Origin of the sequence: Microbacterium sp. PM5, from assembly GCF_003293595.1 — a bacterium.
Classification (GTDB): Bacteria; Actinomycetota; Actinomycetes; order Actinomycetales; family Microbacteriaceae; genus Microbacterium.
Genome location: NZ_CP022162.1, coordinates 2,702,351 through 2,725,358 on the forward strand (window position 1 = coordinate 2,702,351; position 23,008 = coordinate 2,725,358).

At 70.1% G+C, this 23,008-nt stretch carries 19 protein-coding genes and 1 riboswitch; of the genes, 9 read left to right on the forward strand and 10 right to left on the reverse strand.

Annotated features, from left to right (window positions below; all coding sequences use genetic code 11):
• Window positions 1-23: 23 nt before the first annotated feature.
• The 3 genes from CEP17_RS12815 to CEP17_RS12825 all read right to left on the reverse strand — a co-directional run bounded on the left by CEP17_RS12815 (window position 24) and on the right by CEP17_RS12825 (window position 3,102).
• Window positions 24-1,343 (reverse strand): extracellular solute-binding protein, encoded by a 1,320-nt coding sequence (locus CEP17_RS12815; RefSeq protein ID WP_112932506.1) that lies wholly within the window; start codon window positions 1,341-1,343, stop codon window positions 24-26.
• A gap of 145 nt (window positions 1,344-1,488) precedes the next feature.
• Window positions 1,489-2,505, reverse strand: a complete 1,017-nt coding sequence (locus CEP17_RS12820) for a LacI family DNA-binding transcriptional regulator (protein WP_112932507.1) — start codon at window positions 2,503-2,505, stop codon at window positions 1,489-1,491.
• Between the two features lie 144 nt (window positions 2,506-2,649).
• Window positions 2,650-3,102 carry a GNAT family N-acetyltransferase gene (locus tag CEP17_RS12825; RefSeq protein WP_036318311.1) on the reverse strand — a complete coding sequence of 151 codons (453 nt, stop codon included), beginning with the start codon at window positions 3,100-3,102 and terminating at the stop codon, window positions 2,650-2,652.
• A 209-nt stretch (window positions 3,103-3,311) separates the two neighbouring features.
• Here CEP17_RS12825 and CEP17_RS12830 point away from each other — a divergent pair, with 209 nt between their 5' ends.
• Window positions 3,312-5,528: an NADP-dependent isocitrate dehydrogenase gene (locus CEP17_RS12830; protein ID WP_112932508.1), complete on the forward strand. Its 2,217-nt coding sequence runs from the start codon at window positions 3,312-3,314 to the stop codon at window positions 5,526-5,528.
• Between the two features lie 90 nt (window positions 5,529-5,618).
• Here the strand turns inward: CEP17_RS12830 and CEP17_RS12835 are convergent, their stop codons facing one another.
• Together CEP17_RS12835 and CEP17_RS12840 are read right to left on the reverse strand one after the other, a co-directional pair.
• Window positions 5,619-7,127, reverse strand: coding sequence for a L,D-transpeptidase family protein (locus tag CEP17_RS12835; RefSeq protein ID WP_112932509.1), 1,509 nt, complete (start codon window positions 7,125-7,127; stop codon window positions 5,619-5,621).
• Window positions 7,128-7,233: 106 nt separating this feature from the next.
• Window positions 7,234-7,683: a hypothetical protein gene (locus CEP17_RS12840; RefSeq protein ID WP_239498534.1), complete on the reverse strand. Its 450-nt coding sequence runs from the start codon at window positions 7,681-7,683 to the stop codon at window positions 7,234-7,236.
• Between the two features lie 111 nt (window positions 7,684-7,794).
• Between CEP17_RS12840 and CEP17_RS12845 the strand changes: the two genes are divergently transcribed.
• From CEP17_RS12845 to CEP17_RS12875, 7 genes are all read left to right on the forward strand, one after another.
• A complete protein-coding gene (locus CEP17_RS12845) occupies window positions 7,795-8,970 on the forward strand; it encodes an ROK family transcriptional regulator (RefSeq protein ID WP_112932511.1) in 1,176 nt (391 codons plus the stop codon).
• A gap of 58 nt (window positions 8,971-9,028) precedes the next feature.
• Window positions 9,029-10,306: an extracellular solute-binding protein gene (locus CEP17_RS12850; protein ID WP_036317935.1), complete on the forward strand. Its 1,278-nt coding sequence runs from the start codon at window positions 9,029-9,031 to the stop codon at window positions 10,304-10,306.
• A gap of 135 nt (window positions 10,307-10,441) precedes the next feature.
• Window positions 10,442-11,368 (forward strand): sugar ABC transporter permease, encoded by a 927-nt coding sequence (locus tag CEP17_RS12855; protein WP_112932512.1) that lies wholly within the window; start codon window positions 10,442-10,444, stop codon window positions 11,366-11,368.
• Window positions 11,368-12,207, forward strand: coding sequence for a carbohydrate ABC transporter permease (locus tag CEP17_RS12860; protein ID WP_112932513.1), 840 nt, complete (start codon window positions 11,368-11,370; stop codon window positions 12,205-12,207). Before CEP17_RS12855 ends, CEP17_RS12860 begins: the two co-directional genes overlap by 1 nt.
• On the forward strand, window positions 12,207-13,163 hold the full coding sequence (locus tag CEP17_RS12865) for an ROK family protein (protein WP_112932514.1): 957 nt from the start codon (window positions 12,207-12,209) through the stop codon (window positions 13,161-13,163). The genes CEP17_RS12860 and CEP17_RS12865 overlap by 1 nt, the downstream gene beginning before the upstream one ends.
• Entirely contained in the window at window positions 13,156-13,935 is a 780-nt protein-coding gene (locus tag CEP17_RS12870; protein WP_112932515.1) for a glucosamine-6-phosphate deaminase, read from the forward strand. The genes CEP17_RS12865 and CEP17_RS12870 overlap by 8 nt, the downstream gene beginning before the upstream one ends.
• Before the next feature lie 82 nt (window positions 13,936-14,017).
• A complete protein-coding gene (locus CEP17_RS12875; RefSeq protein ID WP_112932516.1) occupies window positions 14,018-14,653 on the forward strand; it encodes a hypothetical protein in 636 nt (211 codons plus the stop codon).
• 10 nt (window positions 14,654-14,663) lie between these two features.
• Here CEP17_RS12875 and CEP17_RS12880 read toward each other — a convergent pair whose 3' ends face one another.
• The 5 genes from CEP17_RS12880 to CEP17_RS12900 all read right to left on the reverse strand — a co-directional run bounded on the left by CEP17_RS12880 (window position 14,664) and on the right by CEP17_RS12900 (window position 21,412).
• Complete coding sequence (locus CEP17_RS12880; protein WP_112932517.1) at window positions 14,664-16,025, reverse strand: FAD-linked oxidase C-terminal domain-containing protein; 1,362 nt, start codon at window positions 16,023-16,025, stop codon at window positions 14,664-14,666.
• Window positions 16,026-16,038: 13 nt separating this feature from the next.
• On the reverse strand, window positions 16,039-16,461 hold the full coding sequence (locus CEP17_RS12885; protein WP_112932518.1) for a YrdB family protein: 423 nt from the start codon (window positions 16,459-16,461) through the stop codon (window positions 16,039-16,041).
• A gap of 41 nt (window positions 16,462-16,502) precedes the next feature.
• Window positions 16,503-18,284 (reverse strand): sigma-70 family RNA polymerase sigma factor, encoded by a 1,782-nt coding sequence (locus CEP17_RS12890; RefSeq protein WP_162722454.1) that lies wholly within the window; start codon window positions 18,282-18,284, stop codon window positions 16,503-16,505.
• 420 nt (window positions 18,285-18,704) lie between these two features.
• A complete protein-coding gene (gene nagA, locus CEP17_RS12895) occupies window positions 18,705-19,841 on the reverse strand; it encodes an N-acetylglucosamine-6-phosphate deacetylase (RefSeq protein WP_112932520.1) in 1,137 nt (378 codons plus the stop codon).
• Complete coding sequence (locus CEP17_RS12900) at window positions 19,838-21,412, reverse strand: beta-N-acetylhexosaminidase (RefSeq protein WP_112932521.1); 1,575 nt, start codon at window positions 21,410-21,412, stop codon at window positions 19,838-19,840. The genes nagA and CEP17_RS12900 overlap by 4 nt, the downstream gene beginning before the upstream one ends.
• A gap of 123 nt (window positions 21,413-21,535) precedes the next feature.
• A riboswitch (ZMP/ZTP riboswitch) is annotated at window positions 21,536-21,619 on the forward strand.
• Between the two features lie 66 nt (window positions 21,620-21,685).
• Here CEP17_RS12900 and glyA point away from each other — a divergent pair.
• Window positions 21,686-22,960 (forward strand): serine hydroxymethyltransferase, encoded by a 1,275-nt coding sequence (gene glyA, locus CEP17_RS12905; RefSeq protein ID WP_039414135.1) that lies wholly within the window; start codon window positions 21,686-21,688, stop codon window positions 22,958-22,960.
• Window positions 22,961-23,008 lie beyond the last annotated feature (48 nt).

Sequence of the window (23,008 nt, forward strand, 5' to 3'; positions counted from 1 at the left end):
CCCCACCGGATCTCACAGGGGCCTCAGCGGTAGTCCGCGGTGCCCTCGTCGTAGGCCGTGCCCAGGTTCGCGTTCGTCGTCGCGGCATCCTGCGTGCCCGTCACGAGGCCCTGCAGCTGCTGCACGATCACGTCGTAGAAGCCGGGCGCGGGCCAGTCCGGGTAGAAGGACAGTCCGTCCTGGCCGAGGATGCCGTTGAACGTCGAGATCAGGTCCTTGCTCTTGGCGTCGGTGATGTCTTTCGGATCGGCCGCAACGGGCAGACCGCCGTTGTTGCCGATGATGGCCTGGATCTCCGGTCGCATCGTGATGTCGATGAACTTGTAGGCGAGATCCTTGTTCTTCGCGTTCTGCGGCACCACCCAGAGGTTGCCCGAGGAGCCGAGCGAGAGCGTGGAGCCGGGGAAGGCCTGCATCGTCCAATCGAAGCCGGTTGCCTGCTCCGTGAAGCGCCCGTACCACCACGAGCCCGACACGAAGATGGGTGCGGTGCCGTTGATGAACGACACTCCCGCGTCCTCGGCCTTGATGGAGGAGACGTCCTTGGCGATGTAGCCCTTGGCGACGTAGTCCTTCAGGGTCTCGCTGGCGTAGCTCGTCTCGGCGCCCTGCCAGTCGACCGGGTTCTTGTAGAGCTGGTAGTCGTTGACCCAATCCCGGCTGCCCTTGGCCAGCGCCAGCTGGTACCAGAGCTGACCGAGCGGGTACTCCGCACCTGCTTCCGCGAGCGGCGTGATGCCCTTCGCCACGAACGCGTCGAGCACCTTGATGAACTCGTCGTAGGTGGTCGGAATCTGCAGGCCCGCCGCAGCGAACGCGTCCTTGTTGTAATAGACGCCGACGAACTCTCCGTAGTTCGGCACGCCGTACCAGGTGTCGCCGCCCATGACGCCCTTGTCGGTGTACTTCGCGGTGGTCTGCAGCGACGGTGCGAGCTTGTCGGCCCAGCCGTACTGTGCGACGGCGTCGGAGATATCGCTGATCAGCCCGGTCGAGGCGAGGAAGCCCGCGGTCGCGTTGCCCTTGTTGAACTCCATGACGTCGGGGGCGGCGTCGGTGTCGAGCACTTGGCTCGCCGTCTTCTGGATCTGTTCGAACGACTTCTCCTCGAACTCGACCTTCGCTCCGGTCTCCTTCTCGAAGACGTTGATGGCCTCGGCCCACGCCTTGCCCATCGCGCTGTCGGCGCCTTCGTAGTGCCAGAGCTTCAGGGTCTGGCCGGCCCCGTCGGTGCTGCCACCGTCGGTGTCGCCGGACGACGAGCAGGCGCTGACGCCCAGTGCGGCGGCGGTGAGAACGGCGGCGGCGGTCAGTACCCGCGCCCGCCCGGTGATTCGTGCCATCGTCGGCACTCCTTTCGGTGGGCCGTCATCGGCCCGGTCTGTGATTGCGGTGTTCAGTTGCGATCTTCAGTTGCGTGTGATGCGGTGAGGTGGCTATCGAAGCGCTTCGATGATGAGCGAACGGAAGGGCTTCCGGTCGGAGGGTTCACACCGAGGGAGGGGCGGTCACCGACCCTGCGTCGCGGTAGACGGGGGCGAGGAGATGAATGCCGGTCGGGCGGTGCGGATCGTCGATCCTCGCCAGAGCGAGGTCGACGGCGAGATCGCATGAGGCCTCGGGGATCAGGGGGATGGTGTCGACCTGGATCGGCAGCTTCGTGGTGTCGAAGGATGCCGCGATCGAGACGATCGAGATGTCAGACCCCACCCGGATCCCGCGCTCGGTCAGGGCGTCCAGAACCGCCGCGTGCATGTCGTCGACACCGTGCAGCAGCAGGGCGCTGGCACCGGCGTCGAGAGCGTCGCCGACGGCGGTGCGCACGGCATCCGCCTCGGTCACGACCTCTCCGGTCGTGGCGAACGTGTGCGCCAGCCCGCGCTCGTCGGCCCGGTCGGCGACGGCCCGGCGAACGCGCGGGGGGAAGTTGGAGAGCCGGTAGGTGCTCTCGGGCTGACCGATCAGGGCGATCCGGCGGTGCCCGGCATCGGCAACTCGATCGACCGCCAGGCGCGCGGCCGCCTCGAAGTCGAGGTCGACGCAGTCGATGCCCTCGTGATCGTCGGGGATGCCGATGAACACCGTCGGCGTCGTGATCGCTCGGGCGATCGCGACGCGCTCATCGTCGGGAGCGACGTCCAGGACGAGGATCGCGTCGACCAGTCCCGACGCGGTGACCCGGTGCATTCCTTCGGAAGCCTGCTGATCGGTCAGCAGGAGGATGTCGTAGTCGTGCCGACGTGCGGCCACGGCGGCGGCCAGCACGAAGGACATGTGGGTGGGGGCGTGGGTCTCGCGGCGCAGCGGCTCGGTCAGGGCGAAGATGTGCGTGACGCGTCCGGCCAGCATGCGTGCCCCCGCGTTCGGCGCGTAGCCGAGGCGATGTGCCGCATCGACGACCCGACGGCGCGTGTCGGGAGAGATCGGGCGTTTGCCGCTCAGCGCATAGGAGACGGTGCTGATCGACACGCCGGCGGCCGCGGCCACCTCATCGATGCGTGCCATGCCGACTCCTCTGTCGTATCGAAGCGCTTCGAGCGAAGCTGGTGATCACGATAGAGCGCGCGGCGTCATCGACGCAAGAGTTTTGTGGAGCTTGGCAACAAACAGGATCATCGGGCGGTTCCCTGGCGCCCGGCTCGGCTGCTCCTACAGACGGACTTCGGCGACGACCTCGCCGAACTCGGTCTCGCCGACGGGGGTGAACCCGACCCTGCGGAAGAACGCATCGGGGCCGCCCTGCCCCTCCTCGTAGATCACGTGCACGTGGTCCATGCCGCGGCTGCGGGCCTCTTCCAGGAGCTGCTCGACGGCGAACCGGCCGACCCCGCGGCCCTGGTCGTCGGCGTCGACGTTGATGCGCCAGAGCACGGAGCGGAAGTGCTCGCTCGGCGCCTCGGGATCGAAGTTCGCGCTCACGAAACCGACGACCTCGTCACCGTCGAGCACCACGCGCTGCCACGCGGTGCTGGGGTTTGCCACCGTGCCGGCGACGGCATAGCTGGTGGGGGCGAGATACTGCTCCTGCCCCGGTTTGAGCGACATCGTGTTGACGGCGACGATCGTCGCGGCGGACAGTTCCTCGAGGCGCAGCTCGGTCATGCCCTCAGGCTACCCCGGGCGAAAGCGCGGGCGGCACCCTCCGAATGGTGAGAAAACCCCCAGCGCTGCGCGTGCGCAAGAGGATGCCGAGGAGCGGGGCGCGAATTATCTTGACGTCAAGATAGTTTCCGTCGATGCGATAGCCTGGAGGCGACCCCGCGACGCTCACCACGACGCCCACGACGACGCTCACGACGGAGAGATCACACGTGCCCGAGTCCACCATCATCTACACCCACACCGACGAAGCGCCGGCCCTGGCGACGGCATCGTTCCTGCCGATCGTGAAGGCCTTCGCCGGGCAGGCGGGCGTCGAGATCGACACCCGCGACATCTCGCTGGCCGGCCGCATCCTCGCCGCTTTCCCGCAGCGCCTCGCGCCCGAGCAGCAGGTCGGCGACGCCCTGGCCGAGCTCGGTGGACTCGCTACCCTTCCCGAGGCCAACATCATCAAGCTGCCGAACATCTCGGCATCCATCCCGCAGCTGAAGGCCGCGATCGCGGAACTGCAGTCGCAGGGCTACGACATCCCCGACTATCCCGACGACGCGTCCACGGTCGAGGAGAAGGACATCCGCGCCCGCTACGACCGCATCAAGGGCTCCGCGGTGAACCCCGTGCTGCGCGAGGGCAACAGCGACCGCCGCGCGCCGCTCGCGGTCAAGAACTACGCCAAGAAGCACCCGCACCGCAACAAGCCCTTCGCGGCCGGGTCCAAGACCCGCGTCGCCACCATGGGGCACGACGACTTCAAGAGCAACGAGAAGAGCTGGATCGCCGCGCACGACGACGTCCTGAGCATCCGTCACACCGCCACGGACGGGACGGTCAGGGTTCTCAAGGAAGGGCTGAAGGTGCTGCCGCGCGAGGTCGTGGACGCCACGTTCCTCTCCGCGAAGGCTCTCGACGCCTTCCTCGCCGACACGATCGCGCAGGCCAAGGCCGAGAACGTCCTGTACTCCGTGCACCTGAAGGCCACGATGATGAAGGTCAGCGACCCGATCATCTTCGGCCACGTCGTCCGCGCGTTCTTCGCCGACGTCTTCGACGCGTACGGAGAGCAGCTCGCCGCGGCGGGCCTCAACGGCAACAACGGACTCGGCTCGATCCTCGCCGGTCTCGGCGAGCTCGCCGACGGTGAGGCGATCTCGGCCCGCATCGCGCAGGACCTCGAGACCGGCCCGCGGCTCAGCTACGTCAACAGCGACAAGGGCATCACCAACCTGCACGTGCCCTCCGACGTCATCGTCGATGCGTCGATGCCCGCTCTCGTGCGCAACGGCGGCAAGCTGTGGGGCGTCGACGGCGCCGAGGACGACACCATCGCGGTCATTCCCGACTCGTCGTACGCCGGCGTCTACCAGGCCGTGATCGACGACGTCATCGCCAACGGCCCCCTCGACCCGGCGACGATCGGTACCGTGCCGAACGTCGGCCTCATGGCGCAGGCCGCCGAAGAGTACGGCAGCCACGACAAGACCTTCGAGATCCCCGCCGACGGTGTCGTCGAGGTGCTGGACTCCGCCGGCACCGTGCTCATCGAGCACCACGTCGAGAAGGGCGACATCTGGCGCGCGACCCAGGCCAAGCACATCGCGATCATGGACTGGGTGCGCCTGGCCGTCACCCGCGCGCGGGCCACCGGCGTTCCCGCCGTCTTCTGGCTCGACGTCAACCGCGCCCACGACGCGCAGCTCATCGGCAAGGTGCACCAGGCGCTCGCGACGCTGGACACCGGCGACATCACCATCGTGATCCTGCCTCCGGAGGAAGCGACACGCTACACGCTCGCGCGCCTGCGCAAGGGCGAGGACACGATCTCGGTGACCGGCAACGTGCTGCGCGACTACCTCACCGACCTGTTCCCGATCCTCGAGGTCGGCACATCGGCCAAGATGCTCTCGATCGTCCCGCTGCTGGCGGGCGGCGGCCTGTTCGAGACGGGCGCGGGCGGCTCGGCTCCCAAGCACGTGCAGCAGCTGCTGGAGGAGGACTACCTGCGGTGGGACTCGCTCGGTGAGTTCTTCGCGCTGGCGGCGTCCTTCGAGCATCTCGCCGAGTTCACCGGCAACGCGAAGGCGAAGACCCTCGCCGACACGCTGGATGCCGCCACCGGCACCTTCCTCGAGGAAGACCGTTCGCCGGGCCGTTCGCTCGGGACGATCGACAACCGCGGCAGCCACTTCTACCTCGGCCTGTACTGGGCTCAGGAGCTGGCCCGTCAGACCGCGGATGCGCAGCTCGCCGCGGTATTCGCGCCCGTCGCCGAGAAGCTCGCCGCGGCGGAGCAGCAGATCGTTGCCGAGCTGAACGGGGTGCAGGGCCACCCGGTCGACATCGGCGGCTACTACCACCCCGACGAGGCGAAGGTCTCCGCGGTGATGCGCCCCTCCGAGACGCTCAACGCGGTCATCGACGCGCTCTGACCCACAGGCGGATACGAGAGAACGGCCCGGGGTGATACCCGGGCCGTTCTCGTTGCGGCGTGCGCGGCGAGCCGAAACGCGTCGCGAGCGTCAGTCGTGGATCCAGACGTCGACTCCCGTCGGCGACCAGTCGTAGATCTGCTTTGCGCGGTAGTTCGGCATGCCCACGCAGCCGTGGCTCTGCGGCGTGCCGAAGTTGTTGTGCCAGTAGACGCCGTGGAACGCCTCATCGCCGTTGAAGTACATGACCCACTCGACGTTGGGCACGTCGTAGTTCCAGTACGGGTTGTTCGGATCGGTGCTCGTCATCGTCTGCGAGCGGATGTGGCTGTTGATGCGGAAATGGCCCGTGTACGTCGGAGACTGCGCGACGCCGCTGGAGATCGGCCACGAGTCGACGACGGCGCCGTTCTCCTTGAGATAGAGCATCTGTTCGCTGAGGTTGACCTCGAGAAGGCGCTGCAGCGTGACGGTGGATGCCGGGGTCAGCGTCACCGGCAGCGCGAAGGCGGCCTTGCCCGCGTCGAGCTGCGCGGCGAACTCCTTCGCCACCGCGCTCGTGTCCCCGAGTGTGCGGCCATCGGCTCCGGGAACGCTGGTTTCCAGCACCGTTCCATCGGAGTTGGTGATCACGGTGCCGTTGGCGGGAGCGCGGTTGACGGCCGCGGGCAGTGCATCGACGGCAGCCTGGATCTTCGCGGCATCCGCCGTGATCGAGAACGCCCCGGACGCGTCGGGAGTGACCGTCAGCCACGACGCCGCGGTTGCGGGGTCGATCGGTACGGTGCGCTCGTCGCCGACGTAGAAGCCGATCGTCTGCAGCATGCCGTTGAGCTGATCGGCTGCCGACTGGGCTCGTTCGCTCGTCGCGGGCGGGGCGACCGGCACGCTCGCGGCCGAGACCGTGACGGTGCTCTTTCCCGCGACGAAGGCGTCGTGCACCGCGGCGGCGATCGCGTCGAGGTCGAGTCCGGTGCCGGCCACCGCCGGCGTCACGGTGTACGCGGTGCCGGTGAACGACACCTGCGCGGGCACGGGGGCGGTGAAGGCCGAGGGCAATGCCGCACGCAGGGCGGCCTCTGCGCGGTCGGCGTCCAGCGTGACGGGGGCGTCGAGCCCGTCGCCGAACCACTGGGTCACGTTCCACATCGGCCGCGCAGCGAACGCGCGGTCCGCGAGGCCGTGGGCATCGACGGTGGCGCCCAGCTGTGCGGCCGTGACGGTCGGTCCTCCTTCGCCGAGAACCACGGTGGTCGCGCCCAGCCGCTGAGAGATCGCGTCGGTGGCCGCTCCCGCCGTGAGGAAGCCGACGGGAACGCCCGCGATCGCGGTGCCGGGGGCGATGAGGACGAGTGAGGCCGTGACGGCGCCTGCGGCGACGACGGCCGCGGGAACGCCGATCCACAGCCAGAGGCGCTTCTTCTTGCGCGGCGGTTCCGCGGGTGCCCACTGCAGCGGCGGGACCTGCGCGGGGGGAACGGCGCCGCCGTCGATCGTCTCGATCGGGCCGTCGAGCACGGCGGTCGCGGCGGTCGGGGGGCTCGCGGAGGAGGCATCGGGCGAACCCTCTGCCTCTCGTCCCGTTGCAGGATCGGTCACCTAAACACCCCCGTGTTCTGCGCGGCCGCGCCCTCCCATGGTACGGGATGCACCTCGTTCGCCGTCAGAGGCCTCCATCGGGGTGCGCCCGCGCTCCTGTCGAGGATCAGGAAGCGGGACAGGCGGCGGCGAACGCGCTCAGTGCCGACTGTATCTGCGCGGCAGCGCTCTGCAGCGACTCGAGGCGCGAGAGGTCGCCGCCCGCGATGGCGGACAGGTCGGCGGATGCCGACGTGAACCCCGATCGCAGCGGCGGCAGCAGATCGGCGATGCTGCGGTTGCCCACCGCTCGCGCGGCGTCGTCGAGGCGGGCGGCGACCTCGGTGAACGCGCTGACTGCCGCCGACGGGTCGCCGGCGTCGAGGCGCTGCACCTGGTCGGCGGCGTCCTGGACGCTGGCGCGCACCGTCTCGCACGCCTGGCTCGTCGTCTGCGTATCGCCGCCCGAGGGAGTGGGGCCCGCCCCGCCGTCTGGTGCGCACCCGACGAGGCCGGCCATCGCGGTGACGGTCAGCAAGATCGCGGCGATGCGGCCGATCCGTGTCGTGGCGGTCAACAAGCTCTCTCCTCCGGTCGGGGCTCGCGCAATGTAACAGTTTTGTAAATCGTCCTTCCGAATCCGCGCCGACGCTTGCAGATGCGGCTTTCGTAAGGTCTACTAACAAACATGTCCGGATCTGATCTCCCGCGTGGCGCCGTCGATGCGGCACCGCCGGCCCGCTCCGTCGTGCCGGGCCGCGCGTTGCGCCATGCGGCGAAGGTGCTGCCGGAGCATGCGCGGGCGCACAATCGCGCCCTCGTGCTGCAGACCCTCTTCCACCAGGGTGCCATGAGTCGTGCGGACCTTTCCCGTGAGACCGGTCTGACGCGGGTGACGATCTCCGATCTGGTGGCCGAACTCATCGACGACGGCTATGTCGCCGAGCGCGGGATGCGCGAGGTGACGGGGCCCGGAAAGCCCGCGATCCTCGTCGACCTCGATCGGGAGGGCCACCGCATCGTCGGGCTGGACCTCTCGGGCACCGACCGATTCCTCGGCGCGATCCTCACGCTCGACGGAGAGATCGTCGCGCGTCGGGACGTGACGGTACCGGCGGACCCCGCCGACATCCTCGGCGCCGTCATGGAGCTCGCGCGTGGCCTCGTGGCCGACGCGCACGCGCCGGTCCTCGGCGTCGGCGTCGGCAGCCCCGGCATCGTGGACGATCGCGGCGTCGTTCTCACGGCGCCGAACTTCGGATGGCAGGGCGTCGACCTGGAAGGCGCTCTGCGTGCCGACCTGGGGCTGCCGGTGCTCGTCGCCAACGACGCCAATGCGGCCGTGCTGGCGGAGTACACCTTCGGCGGAGCCGCCGACGACGTGCTGCTGGTCCGCGTGGGCCGAGGCGTCGGGTCGGGCCTGCTCGCGGGTGGTCAGCCCATGGCCGGCAGTCGGTTCGCCGCCGGAGAGATCGGTCACGTCACCGTCGGCACGGACGGTGGCCCGCGATGCGTGTGCGGAAAGGTCGGCTGCCTCGAGGCGTGGCTGTCGGTTCCGGCGCTGGAGGCGCGCGTGGCCGAACCCGGCGCCGACCGCGACGCGGTGCTGCGCGATGCCGGGGCTCGTCTCGGCATCGCCCTCGCCCCGATCGTGGGCGTCCTCGATCTGTCGGAGATCGTCCTCTCCGGCCGGCCCGATCTTCTCGACGGAACTCTCGCGACCGCGACCGTCGAGACCCTGCGCGCCCGGACGCTCGCCTCGTTCCACGACGGCGTCCAGGTGCGGATGACGGCGCAGGGGGAGGACATCGTCCTCCGCGGCGCGGCCGTCATGGTCCTCTCCGGACAACTCGGGGTGTCCTGACCCCATCACCGCGGGGCACAGCGCCCCGACACCACCAAGAGAGACAAAGGAAGACACCATGAACAAGAAGCTCGGCGCCCTCGCGCTCCTCGGCGCTTCGGCTGTCGTTCTCGCCGGCTGCGCGGCCGGAGACACGGGCGGCAACGACGCCTCCGGCACTCCGGCGCCGGCCCAGCTGCGCGTGTGGCTGAACGGCACCGACACGCCGCAGGATGCCCGCGACTATCTCGTGAAGACCTTCGAAGCCCAGAACCCGGGCTCGACGCTCGTCATCGAGGAGCAGCAGTGGACGGGCCTGGTCGACAAGCTCACCACGAGCCTGTCGTCCAACGACACACCCGACATTGTCGAGATGGGCAACACCCAGTCGCCGGCGTTCACCTCGAGCGGGGCGCTGCTGGACATCTCCGACATCAAGGACGCCATCGGCGGTGACGACCTGCTGCCCGGCTTCGTGGAGGCGGGCTCGTGGGACGGCAAGCTCTACGCCGCGCCGTACTACTCCGGCGCCCGCATCGTGTTCTACAACACGGCCCAGTACGCCACCGCCGGCGTGCAGGTGCCCACGACCCTCGACGAGTACGTGGCCAACGGCGAGAAGCTCGCGCAGGCCCTTCCGGGGGTCTCGGGGGTCTACTTCCCGGGCAAGGACTGGTACAACGCGCTGCCCTTCATCTGGGAGAACGGCGGCGAGATCGCCGTGCAGAAGGACGGCAAGTGGGAGGCGCAGATGTCCAGCGATGCCTCGGTGAAGGGCATCGAGCAGGTGCAGCAGCTGATGACCAAGGCATCGCTCGCCCCGAAGGACGGCGATGAGACCGAGGCCTGGGTTCCGTTCCGCACCGAGAAGGCGGCCACCCTCTCGGCGCCCAGCTGGGCGTACTGGTCGATCGTCGCCGACGAGAACAAGGCCGACACGGCGCTCACCAAGACGGTCGGCTACTACGCGCTCCCGGGCAAGAGCGGCGGCGCCGCGCAGGTGTTCGCCGGCGGATCCAACATCGGCATCTCGGCGAAGTCGGCCCATCCCGAGCTCGCGAAGAGCGCGCTGGAGATCATGCTCAGCGACGACTACCAGACGCTGCTGGCCAAGGCCGGCCTCGTGCCCGCCAAGAAGGCCCTCGGCAGCCAGGTCGCTGCGGCTACTCCGGAGCTCGCGAAGATCATCTCGGATGCCGCTGCGAATGCGAAGCTGACGCCGGCCTCGCCGAAGTGGGCGGACGTGGAGGCGAAGGGCCTGCTGCAGGACTTCTTCGTCCAGGTCGCGGCCGGCGGTGACGTCAAGACGCTCGCCACGGCTCTCGACGAGCAGATCGATTCCATCCTCAACGGCTGAGTCTGTTCGACTCGTCTGCGTTTCGACTCGTCGCTGCGCTCCTCGCTCAACGACCGGCGGTGGTATCGCCTCCCCGGTCGTTGAGCGGGCGCCGCGAGTCGAGATGCCCCCGACACCCACGAAAGGAGAGCCGGCATGACCACCGCTCACGCGCCCGCGGCATCTCCGCGTCGGCGGCGCCGCGACCGCACGCCGCTGGTCCTGTTGCTGCCCGCCCTGGCGATGCTGCTGGTCTTCATCGGCTGGCCTCTGGTGCAGCTGATCGTCATGTCGTTCCAGAAGTACGGGCGCGAGCAGATCTTCGGCAAGCCGCCCACCTTCGTCTGGTTCGACAACTACGTGCGTGTGCTGACCGACTCCGAGTTCTGGGTCGTCCTGGCCCGCAGCTTCGGGCTGATGGTGGTCTGCGCCGCCGCGACGATGGTGCTCGGGATCGCGATAGCCCTGATGATGAAGTCCCTCGGACGCGTGATGCGCACCGTCGTCTCGGTCGGGCTGCTGCTGGCGTGGGCGATGCCCGCGCTCACCGGCACCATCGTGTGGGGCTGGATCTTCGACACCTCCTACGGCCTCGTCAACTACGCGCTGACGCACATCACGGGGCAGAACTGGATCGGCCACAGCTGGCTGTCCGACCCCCTCAGCTTCTTCGGTGTCGCGGCGATCATCATCACCTGGGGCGCGATCCCGTTCGTCGCGTTCTCCACCTATGCCGGGCTCTCGCAGGTGCCTGACGAGGTGCTCGAGGCGGCATCCCTCGACGGCTCGGGCGCGTGGCAGCGGTTCCGCTTCATCGTCGTGCCCTACATCCGTTCGATCCTGGTCGTGCTGCTCATCCTGCAGGTGATCTGGGACCTCCGCGTGTTCGCCCAGATCTATGCGCTGCAGACCGTCGGCGGCATCCGCGCCGATACCAACACCATCGGCGTCTACATCTACAGCGTCTCGATGGCCACCGGCGACCTCGGTTCGGGAGGGGCGATCTCGGTGATCCTCGTCGTCGTGCTGCTCGCCATCTCCGCTTACTACATCCGCACCATGCTGACCTCGGAGGACGACTGATGAGCGCCCGCACGAGACGCGCCACCGGGCGTGTGCTTCTCAACCTCGCCGCCGTCGTCGTCTTCGTCTGCTCGGTCTTCCCGGTCTACTGGATGGTCAATACCTCCTTCCTGCCCGGCTCGGCCGTCAAGAGCGAGACGCCGCACTTCTGGCCCGACCAGTTCACGCTGCAGAGCTTCCGTGCGGCCTGGGACGGCGGGTTCATGCCGGCGCTGTGGATCTCGCTGGCCGTCACCGTGCTCACCGTCGTCGCGGCCCTGGTCTTCGCCTTCCTCGCCGCCATCGCCATCTCGCGGTACCGCTTCCGTTCCCGCAAGAGCTTCATCGTCGCGATCCTCGTGATCCAGATGATCCCGGCCGAGGCGATGATCATCTCGACCTTCCGCGTGCTCGACGGCTGGCACCTGCTGAACACCGTGATCGGACTGTCGGCGGTGTACATCGCCATGGTGCTGCCCTTCACGATCTGGACGCTGCGCGGTTTCGTCGGCGGCATCCCCGCCGATCTCGAGGAGGCGGCCATGATCGACGGGTGCAGCAGGGGACAGGCCTTCTGGCGTGTGACCTTCCCGCTGCTCGCGCCGGGACTGGTCTCCACCGGGATCTTCGCGTTCATCCAAGCGTGGAACGAGTTCATCTTCGCCCTCGTGATCATGACCCGTCCCGAGGCCCAGACGCTGCCCATCTGGCTGCGCAGCTTCGTCCAGGCGACGAAGGCGACCGACTGGGCCGTCGTCATGGCCGGCTCGACCCTCATGGCGATTCCGGTGATCGTCTTCTTCCTGATCGTGCAGGGCAAGATGACCAGCGGCCTCGTGTCGGGAGCGGTGAAGGGCTGATGCGTCTCGGATTCGACGTCGGGGGCACCAAGACCGACGCCGTGGTCGTCGCGCCCTCCGACCGGGGCGGCGCCGACGCGGCGCACCAGCGGATCCTCGCCCGCGTGCGCCGGGCGACCGGGTGGGGTCCGGATGCCGTGCTCACGACGATCCTCGATGCCGTGGACGAGCTGGCGGCCGCCGTCGGCGTGCACCCCTCGGCCTTCACCTCGCTCGGCGTCGGGATGCCGGGGCAGGTCGCTCCGGGAGGCGCGGTGGTCGCTCATGCGGTGAACCTCGGCATCGACGAGCTCGATCTGGCCCTCGCACTCGGGCCGCGCCTGGGCCTTCCGGTGCGTGCCGAGAACGACGTCAAGGCTGCCGCCGTCGGCGCCGCCGCCCTGCGCGGCGCGGACGCGCTGCCGTCGATGGCGTATCTCAACCTCGGCACCGGCATCGCCGCCGGGTTCGTGCACCGCGGCCGACTCTGGCGGGGCGCCCGGGGCGCCGCGGGAGAGGTCGGACACATCTCGGTCGACCCGGCGGGACCCGTCTGCCGCTGCGGGCAGCGCGGTTGCATCGAAGCCTTCAGCGGCGGCGCGGCCGTCGCCGAGCGATGGGGCCGGAGCGCGGCGCTGCCCGTGCGCGACGTGTTCGACGCCGCCGACGCCGGCGATCCGCTCGCGGTGGAGCTGCGCCGCGGGCTCGCATACGGCGTCGCGTCGGCGGTCCGGGTGATCGTGCTGTCCACCGATGTCGATGTCGTCGTGCTGGGGGGAGGCGTCACGGCACTGGGCGACCGTATGCTGAGGCCCGTGCTCGCCGAACTGGACTCCAGCGCCGCGGCATCCCCGTTCCTGCGGTCGCTGCGGCTCAGCGAGCGCGTCGATCTGCTGCCGCCGGGATCGCCCGCGGCGGCACTGGGCGCCGCCATCCTCGGCGCCGAATCAGAGCAGGAGGCTGTTTTCCATGGCTGAAGTCGTCATCGTCCCCTCGGCCGCCGACGCCGGGGCGCTCGTCGCCGATGAGATCGTCCGTCTCATCGCGGCACGCCCGGACGCGGTGCTGGGGCTTGCGACCGGATCGACCCCGCTGCCCGTCTACGAGGCGCTGCGGCCCCGGCTCACCGGCGTCGACGTCTCGCGCGTGCGCGGGTTCGCCCTGGACGAGTACGTGGGCATCGACCCGCGGCATCCGCAGAGCTACCGCTCCGTCATCACGACGGAGGTGGTCGAGCCGCTCGGCCTCGATCCCCAGCGCATCCACACGCCGAACGGCGATCTGGCGACCATCGCGCACGCCGGCGACGACTACGAGCGGGCCATCGCCGACGCGGGCGGCATCGACCTGCAGATCCTCGGGATCGGCACCTCCGGTCACATCGGCTTCAACGAGCCCGGGTCCTCCTTCGCGTCGCGGACGCGCGTGAAGACGCTCATCGAGCAGACCCGACGCGACAACGCCCGCTTCTTCGACTCGATCGACGACGTGCCGATGCACTGCATCACGCAGGGGCTCGGAACGATCCTGTCGGCCCGTCACCTGTTCCTCCTCGCCTTCGGCGAAGGCAAGGCCGCGGCCGTCGCGGGCGCCGTCGAAGGCCCCGTGACGTCGTCGCTGCCGGGGTCGGCGATCCAGCTGCACCCCCACGTGACCGTGGTGGTCGACGAGGCCGCGGCGTCGCGCCTGGAGCATGCCGACTACTATCGCTACGCCTACGCCAACAAGCCGGCCTGGCAGGGCCTCTGACGCGTTCGTCCGTCCCCTCCTGTCGCTTCGCCGCGCCGACAGCGACCTGACGGGACGGACGAGCCGGGGTAGGGTCGGGGCCATGACGGATGCCGAGGTCCGAAAGCCCGTTCCTGCATGGATCTGGGGCGGTGCGCTGCTGGCCGCCAGTGCGGTGGTGCCGACGGGGGTGCGGGCCGTGGCGCCGGGCGGTCTCGGTTCGGGTGTCGCGATCGTGGCCATCGTGCTGTTCGCGGCATCCCTTGTCGTCTTCGCCTTCGGGCTGCGCGGGCGGGGGTCGATCGTCGCACGCCGCCCGTCGGGCGTGGCCGCGCTGCTGGTGCTCGCGATCCTCCCCCCGCTCGTGGAGCTGGCGATCCCCGCCCTTTCGAACGAGCAGGACATCCCGCGCCTGCAGATCCTCTCGGCCGTGCACCTCGCCGTCACCGCCGCCGCGGCTCTCGTCGCCGTCGTCGCGATCGGCCGCGCCGCCGTGATTCCCCGACCGTGGCACTGGGCTCCCGCGTGGGGATTCGCGGCCATGGCGGTCACGTTCGCGCTGCCCCAGATCGCGGCGGTCTCCGCGTCGGGCACGGGTCTCGACGATCTGATGGGACTCTTCGTGCTCGGATCGCTCGTGGCCCTGGCGATGCCGCTGGCACTCGGCATCCTCGCGATGGTGCTGGGTGCGCGGGGCCTGACGGTCGCGAGCGCGCAGATCTATCCTCCGGTCGCCTGATCGCGCGGGCTCAGTCGGTGAAGACCTTGCCCGGATTCAGGATGCCGAGGGGGTCGAACACCCGGGTGATCTGGCGCTGCAGCCGCCACTGGTCCTCGCCGAGCTCGTCGACGAGCCAGCGACGTTTGAGGACGCCGACCCCGTGCTCGCCGGTGAGGGTGCCACCGAGCCGCAGGGCCGAGCGGAACAGCTCATCGGCCGCGCGCCAGACGATCTCGGGCACCTCGTCGCCCTCGAAGACGAAGTTGGGGTGCAGGTTGCCGTCGCCCGCATGGCAGACGGTCGGGATCACGAGGCCGTAGGCGCGCTCGATGCGCGCGATCTCGTCGAACATCGCGGGCAGGGCGCTGCGGGGAACGGACACGTCCTCGATCAGCGTGGTTCCCATCGTCTCCATGGCGGGGTGCATCGAGCGGCGTATCGTCCACAGCAGCTCGGCCTCGGCGTCGTCCCGTGCGGCACGCACGGTGCCTCCGGCCGCCTCGAGGACGGCGCCGATCGCCTCGGCGTCTCCGGAGGCCGAGGGGCCGTCGGTCTGCACGGTGAGCTGCGCCGCGCCGACCGGAGGAGCGGGCAGCTCGAGCAGGCGGTGCACGGCCGCGAGGCACGCGGCATCCATCAGCTCCATGATCGCGGGCTGCGCGCCCGAGGCGGTCACGGCGGCCGCGGCGGCGGCGCCGGCGCGGACATCGGGGAAGAGGGCCGTGAGGGTGCGTGCCTGCCCCGGGACGAGGCGCCGCAGCTTCAGCGTCGCACCGACCACGACGCCCAGCGTGCCCTCCGAGCCGATGACCAGCGCCGTCAGATCGAGACCGGTCACGCCTTTGACGCTGCGGTGTCCGAGGTGCAGCAGTCGGCCGTCGGAGAGCACGAGGTCGACCCCGAGGACGGCGTCGCGGACGACACCGTACTTCGCGCACAGCAGGCCACCGGCGCCGGTGGCGATGTTGCCGCCGACCGTCGAGATGGCGCGACTGGCGGGGTCGGGCGCCCACCACAGACCGTGGGCGGCGAGGGCGTCGTTGAGGTCGGCGTTGAGGATGCCGGGCTCGACCACCGCCAGTAGGTCGTCGGCCCGCACCTCCAGGATCCGGTCCATTCCGCGCATCGACAGCACGATCTCGCCGGCACCGGCGTTCGCGCCGCCCGCGAGGCCCGTGCCCGCCCCGCGCACGACGACGGGCGTGCGCGTCGCGGTCGCGATGCGCATCGTCGCCTGGACGTCGGCGACGGATGCCGCGTGCACGATCGCCACTGGACGTCCCGCGGCCGCGTGGCCGGATTTGTCCGCGCGGGCGGCGTCGAGGGCGCCGGGATCCGTGTCGATGCGGTCGGCGAGCTCGGCGTTGAGCAGGTCGAGGACGGCGCTCATGATCGGGCGCGCCTCACGCGGCGAGTCGGCGTCGACCCGAGACCAGTCCGACGGTCACGGCGACCACCGCATACGCCAGGCCGATCCACGCGTTGCCGCTCGTCCACCAGACGATCGTCGCGGAGGCGTAGACGAGCAGTTCGACGAGCGCCCGCACGAACGGGTGCACGGCGAACACGGCGCGCGGTGAGACGAACAGAGCCCAGAGGAGGATCGCGATCACCGGGGCACCGATGCCGGCCACGATGTTCCACGGGAACGGCCAGGCGGTGAAGCCCCAGACCGCCAGGGTGACGAAGGCGAACAGTTCGCAGAGGAAGGCGAGGACATCCACCGCATCCAGCGCAGGGCGCACGCCGGCCGGACGTGCGGCGGCACCGTCGGCCGATCGCGGGGCCTCGGGCGCGGCGGGACGGACGTGCGGCAGCTCGGACATTCCGCCAGTTTACGCGGCGGGGCTGTGGCTCACGTTGGCCGTCAGCCGACGAGGCGCCAGATGTCGGTAACGGTGGCCGGGCCCACGGCGGCGCCTGCCATGTACGCAATCGAGATCTTCGTGAACCAGAAGTCGAGGACGGTGCCCTCGATCGTGACCTCTGCGGTGCCTTCGGCGGACAGGGTGACCCGCGCTCGCTCAACGTCGCCGAACTTCACCGTCACCGTGCTGCCGGGTGCGCCGTTGATCGTCGTCGTTAGCGCGCCGAACAGGTCGTCGTCTGTCGAGATACTCGCCGGACCGAAGGCGGGTGAACCCTCGGGAAGGACCGGTGTGGGTTCCGGAGTCGGTGTCGGCGTGGGTGTCGGTGTCGGGGTGGGCGTGGGCGTCGGTGTCGGTGTCGGGGTGGGAGTCGGCGTCGGAGTGGGTGTCGGCGTCGGAGTGGGTGTCGGTGACGGGGTGGGTGTCGGCGTCGGGGTGGGAACGAGCGTCGGCTGCGGCGCCGTCGTCGGAGGCGTCACAGGCCGGCGCGTCGGCGCGGGTTGCGGCTTCGTGTCGGGCTTCGCCGTCGCCGTCGCCGACGGCACCGGCAGCGAGCTGGGGGTCGCAGAGGGGATCGTGCTGGGCGTGGGTGTGCTCGCCGGCAGCGCGGCGCCGGCATCGCCGCCCCCGCCCGCGGAGCCTGCTGCGTCGCCACCCGACCCGTCGCTCGGCGCGGATGCGCTGCTGGCGACCACCTGTGGCACGACGATCACTGCCGCCACCGCGGCCCCGGCCACGAGCACTCCGGCGGCGACGAGACCGACGACGGCGCCGGCTCCGGCGAGCGCGCCGCCGCCGCCCGCAGCAGACCCGGCGGCGCCGGCGGCTCCGGCCGAGCCTCCCGTCCCCCCTGCGCCTCCCGCACCCGCGCCAGCGGCGCCGGCCGTGCCGACGACGGGTGCAGAGCCCGCACCGACGGTCACCGCGCCCGGCATCGTCCCGGACGCGCCCGCCGCGAGCGCGACCAGCGGTGCCGCGCCACCCTGGAGGGTGGCGAGATAGGCGGTGGCGGCACCGGCGCCGATCGTCAGCGGCAGCAGCACCAGGGCGAGGCGGTGCGAGACCTCGGTGGCTTCCGCGGCCACGATCGTGCACCGCGCGCAGTCGGCGAGGTGCGCTTCGAGCTTCTTGTGGTCGCGGGTGCCCAGGTTGTCACGGGCATAGGCGCCGAGCCGTTCGATCGTCCATTGACAGTCCGACCCGTCGGCGACGGTCTGCAGATGCGCCTGGATCCACGCCTCGCGCAGTCCCTCGCGCGCGCGGAAGGCCAGCTGGGCCACCGCCGTCGCCTTCATGCCCAGCAGCGGCGCGATCTCCGCCGGCTTCATCTGCTCGATCTCGGTGTACCAGAGCACCTCCTGCCAGCGGGTCGGCAGGCTCCGGAACGCGCGGTGCGTGAGACTCCGATCGAGCGCCTCGTCGGTCGCGTGCGCGTCGGCATCCGGGTCGGGAAGAGCCTCGAGCTCGTCGATCGCCGTCTCACGCCGGGCGCGGCCCCACCCGGCGGCCGTGTTGCGGATGCTCGTGAACAGGTAAGCGCGGAACGAGCCCGTCGGGCCCCCGCCCTTCGCGATCGCCTGATAGATGCGTGAGTACGCCTCTTGGACGAGGTCGTCGGCATCGAAGCTCGAGGTGATCGACGAGGCGACGGTCAGTCCCGACCGATAGTGGCGGCGCCACAGTTCGGCGAACGCCTGGCGGTCGCCGGCGCGCGTGCGCAGCACGAGGTCGGCGTCGGCGATATCGGCGGGATCGCGGCGCGGTTGATCGGGGGTGTCCATGACGAGAGAGTCCTGTCGGAGTGGGCGTCGTTCGTTCTCACCCAAGAGACGGCCACGGCGGCGGATTATGACGCGGGTCGCGTCAACACGTCTCATTTTCGCAGGTCCGGCTGGGGAACGGCCGATGGCGGCGGAGGGATCGCAACGTCATCGGAAAAAGTTCGAGAAAAATCTCAGAACTCGCGTAATGGATCGCGTGGTGCGCGCTCTCTTGGGGTGAAGGACTTCCCGTCGTGTGCTCTCCAGGGGGATTCAGGAGCAGCGCCGACGGGAACGGCCAGGGGAACGGAGCGATCCGTGGCCAGGACCGGAAGCGCGGGATCTCGGGGGAGGACCTGCGCGGTACCGGTGGAGGGGGTAGAGCGGGGCGGACGGTGCGGGGGCGCCCTCCGCCCCGCTTCTCTCGTCCGGTGCCCGCGGTCAGACGCGGACGCCGTCGACCCACACGGTCTGCACCCGCAGGTTCTCGTCGAGCAGCACGATGTCGGCGACACGACCGCTCTCGACGACGCCGAACCGGTCGTCGACGCCGACGGCACGGGCAGGAATGCGGGTGAGCGCGTCGACGGCGCTCGTCAGCGCGATGCCGTGGCCGACGGCCAGGCGCAGGGCGGCGTCCTGGGTGAGCGTCGAGCCGGCGATGGCGCCCCCCTCATCGAGTCGGGCGGTGCCGTCGGTGACCGTCACGGCGAGCCCGCCGAGTTCGTAGTGTCCGTCGGCGGCACCGGCGGCGGCCATCGCGTCGGTGATGAGCGCGACCCGATCGGGGGCCTGCGCGAACGCGAGTGCCACGACATCCGGGTGCACATGCACGCCGTCGGCGATGATCTCCAACGTCACCCGCTCGTCACGCAGCGCTGCGACGACCGGCCCGGGTTCGCGGTGGTGGATGCCGGGCATGGCGTTGAACGCGTGCGTGAGGATGGTCGCTCCGGCGTCGAAGGCGGCGAAGGCTTCGTCCTCGGTGGCGTTCGTGTGGCCGACCGCCACCGCGACGCCCGCGGCCACCAACTGCGACACCGCCGCCAGCGCGCCCGGCAGCTCGGGAGCGAGAGTCACCTGTCGGACGGTGCCCCGCCCCGCCTCCAGCAGCCGGCCGACGGCGGCGGCATCCGGCGGCCGGAGGAGACTGAGGGTGTGCGCCCCTTTGTGGCCCGGATCGAGGAAGGGGCCTTCGAGGTGCGAGCCGAGGATCGTCGCATCGTCCTCGACGAGATCGGCGATCACCGCCACGCGGGCGGCGAGATCGTCGAGCGCTGCCGTGACGAGCGAGAGCACCGCGCGGGTGGTTCCGTGCGCACGGTGCATCGCCCGCGCCGTGGCGATCGCCGCGGCGCCGTCGTCGAACGAGGCGCCCCCGCCTCCGTGACCGTGGATGTCGATGAACCCGGGCGTCACCACCCCTCCCGCGGCGTCGATCACGTGGGCCGCCGTCAGGGCGCGCCACGTCGTGCCCGTCCCGCGGCCGTCGATGACGCCATCGGTGAAGGCGATCCAGGCGTCGGGGGTGAGCGTTCCCGCAGAGACGAGACGGGCCGAATGGATGACGGTGGTCATGTGGTGTCCCCTCGTGCGGTGATCGCCTCCATCGGCGTCCATTCGATCTCGGGCAGCGCGGTGAAGCGGATGCCGAGTGCCGTCCACAGAGGCCCGAGCCCGCCCACGCGGGACCGGAACGATTCCCATGTTCGCAGAGGGAGGCTTTCCCATGCCGGGGACCACGCCGCTTCCGCGGCGGCGGCGATGCGCGGGAATGCGAGCGCGTCGATGTCGGCAGGCGTCCGAGCGGTCTCGCTCCACAGCGGCGCCTCCACGCCGAGGATCTGCGTCTCGTCGATGCCGTCGATGACGGCGGTCGGCTCCCACTCGTAGGCGCGACGGGCACTCGTGACCCCGCGTGCCCACGTCAGCCCGAGCGGTGAGTCGGGGTCGAACTTCATATCGAGGTAGATCGCATCGGCGGGCGAGAGGATGACCCGCCCGCCGCGACGGACGAAGCCCCGGGTCTTCTCGTCCATGCCGTCCGTCGGCGACACGAAGCCCCAGTACTGACCGACGGTTCCTTCCGCGACCCTGCCCGAGACTCCGGCCTCATGCCAGGCGATGGCGGTCTTGCCGGTCTCGACCACGAGCCGTGAGACGCGCTCGATGTAGTGGTCGTAGTCATCGGCATCCGTCCCCAACGCCTCGTCGCCGCCGATGTGCAGGTACGGACCGGGTGTCAGCGCCGCCAGCTCGGTGAGGACGTCTGCGAGGAAGGTGTACGTCTGCTCGTCGCGGATGCGCAACGACGAGAAACCCACCCCGATGCCTTCATAGGCGACACCGCTGACCGGCAGGTCGGTGCCGTCCTGCTCCGCCTGCTGCTGCAGCTGCGCGCTGATCACCGGCGGCGCGCACAGCTCGGGGTAGGCGAGGGAGACGGCGTGGGTGTGGCTGGGGCCGTCGATCTCGGGCACGACGACCATGTGGCGGCGGCCGGCGTACGCGACGATGGCGCGGTAGTCGTCGTGGGTGTAGAAGCCACCGCCGTCGGCGCCGACCGAGCTCGTGGCTGCCCTCTCCGTGAGCCGGCGGCGGGAGTGCATCTCGATGCGCCATCCCTGGTCGTCGGTGAGGTGCAGATGCAGAACGTTGAACTTCAAGCCCGCGGCGCGGTCGATGTAGCCGCACACCGTCGCGACGTCGAGGAAGTGACGGGCGACGTCGAGCATGACGCCGCGGTACGCGAACCGGGGTGCGTCCTCGATCTCCATCTCCGGAACGCCCCAGCCCGAGGCGTCCGCCGTGATCGCCTGCGCGAGAGTCTGCACGCCGTAGAAGAGGCCCGCGGCATCCGCACCCGCCACGTGCACGGCGTCGACGTCGCTGCGCAGCCGATACGACTCGGCGCGGCCGTCGTGGTCGAGGCTCAGTCGGATCTTTCGCCGCCCGCCGTCTGCGGGTGTCGGGGGAGGCAGATGGATGCCGGTGCGCGCAGCGATCAGCCGGCGCAGCTCGGCGGCGGCGTCGGAGAGGGCCTCGGCATCCGTCGCCATCACGAGCGCGACGTCGCCTGCCAGGGCGAACGCGCGGCCGTCGCCGACGGTCAGGTGCGCGGGTGCGGGGACGAGGGAGGGCTGCGACACGGTGGCTCCATTCTGCGTGGCGGCCGGGACCGGGGCCAGGGGGTACTCCGTTTGTGTTAGGAGTCTTAACAAATCTGGCAACGCCAGCCTAGCCGTGTGCCTGCGGCGTCGCATCCGATATGCTCGCACTGTCGCGACTGGCGTTGAGGTGGGTCACCATCGGGGAGCGGCGAACACGGCAATCGACCGCACGCCTGGGCCGGCCTTCGTTTGATTCATCGGCGTGCGCCCGGCGCACACCGGCATCCACCCGACGAATGGCAGGAGACCGTCATGACCGATCCGTACTTCAACGCCCCGCTCGCCGAGGTCGACCCCGAGATCGCCCAGGTGCTCGAGCGCGAGCTCGAGCGTCAGCGCGGCTACCTCGAGATGATCGCCTCGGAGAACTTCGTTCCCGTCTCGGTGCTGCAGTCGCAGGGCTCGGTGCTGACGAACAAGTACGCCGAGGGGTACCCCGGCCGTCGCTACTACGGCGGGTGCGAAGAGGTGGACGTCGCCGAAGAGCTCGCCATCCAGCGCGCCAAGGCGCTGTTCGGCGCCGAGTTCGCGAACGTCCAGCCCCACTCGGGGGCCTCCGCCAACGCTGCCGTGCTGCACGCGATCGCTCGCCCGGGCGACACGCTGCTGGGTCTGTCGCTGGATCACGGCGGGCATCTGACGCACGGCATGAAGATCAACTTCTCCGGCCGGCTGTACAACATCGTCGCCTACGGTGTCGACCCGGAGACGTCGACGATCGACATGGACGAGGTCGAGCGCCTCGCCGTCGAGCACCAGCCGAAGGTCATCATCGCCGGCTGGTCGGCCTATCCGCGCCAGCTCGACTTCGCGCGCTTCCGGGCCATCGCCGACAAGGTCGGTGCGTTGCTGTGGGTCGACATGGCGCACTTCGCCGGGCTCGTCGCCGCGGGCCTGCACCCCTCCCCGGTGCCGCACGCGCACGTGGTGAGCTCCACCGTGCACAAGACCATCGGCGGACCGCGCTCGGGCTTCATCCTGACCAACGACGCCGACATCGCCAAGAAGATCAACTCGGCGGTCTTCCCCGGCCAGCAGGGCGGCCCGCTCATGCACGTGATCGCCGCGAAGGCCACGGCGTTCAAGCTCGCCGCGACCCCCGAGTTCCGCGAGCGTCAGGAGCGCGTCATCCGCGGCGCGGCGATCCTCGCCGACCGGCTGTCGCAGCAGGACGTGAAGGATGCCGGGATCTCGGTGCGCTCGGGCGGCACCGACGTGCACCTCGTGCTCGTCGACCTCCGCGACGCGGCGATCGACGGCAAGCAAGCCGAAGACCTGCTGCACGAGATCCACATCACGGTCAACCGCAACGCGGTGCCCAACGACCCGCGTCCGCCCATGGTGACGTCGGGACTGCGCATCGGTACCCCGGCGCTCGCGACCCGTGGCTTCGGTGACGCGGAGTTCACCGAGGTCGCCGACATCATCGCGCTCGCGCTGCTGCCGGACGCGGATGTCGAGTCGCTGCGCACGCGCGTGGCCGCGCTGACCGCCGCTTTCCCGCTGTACCCCGGCCTCGCCCAGTAACGGCTCGCCATCCCGGCATCCCCTGTCTGCGAGACACCACCTTCGCAC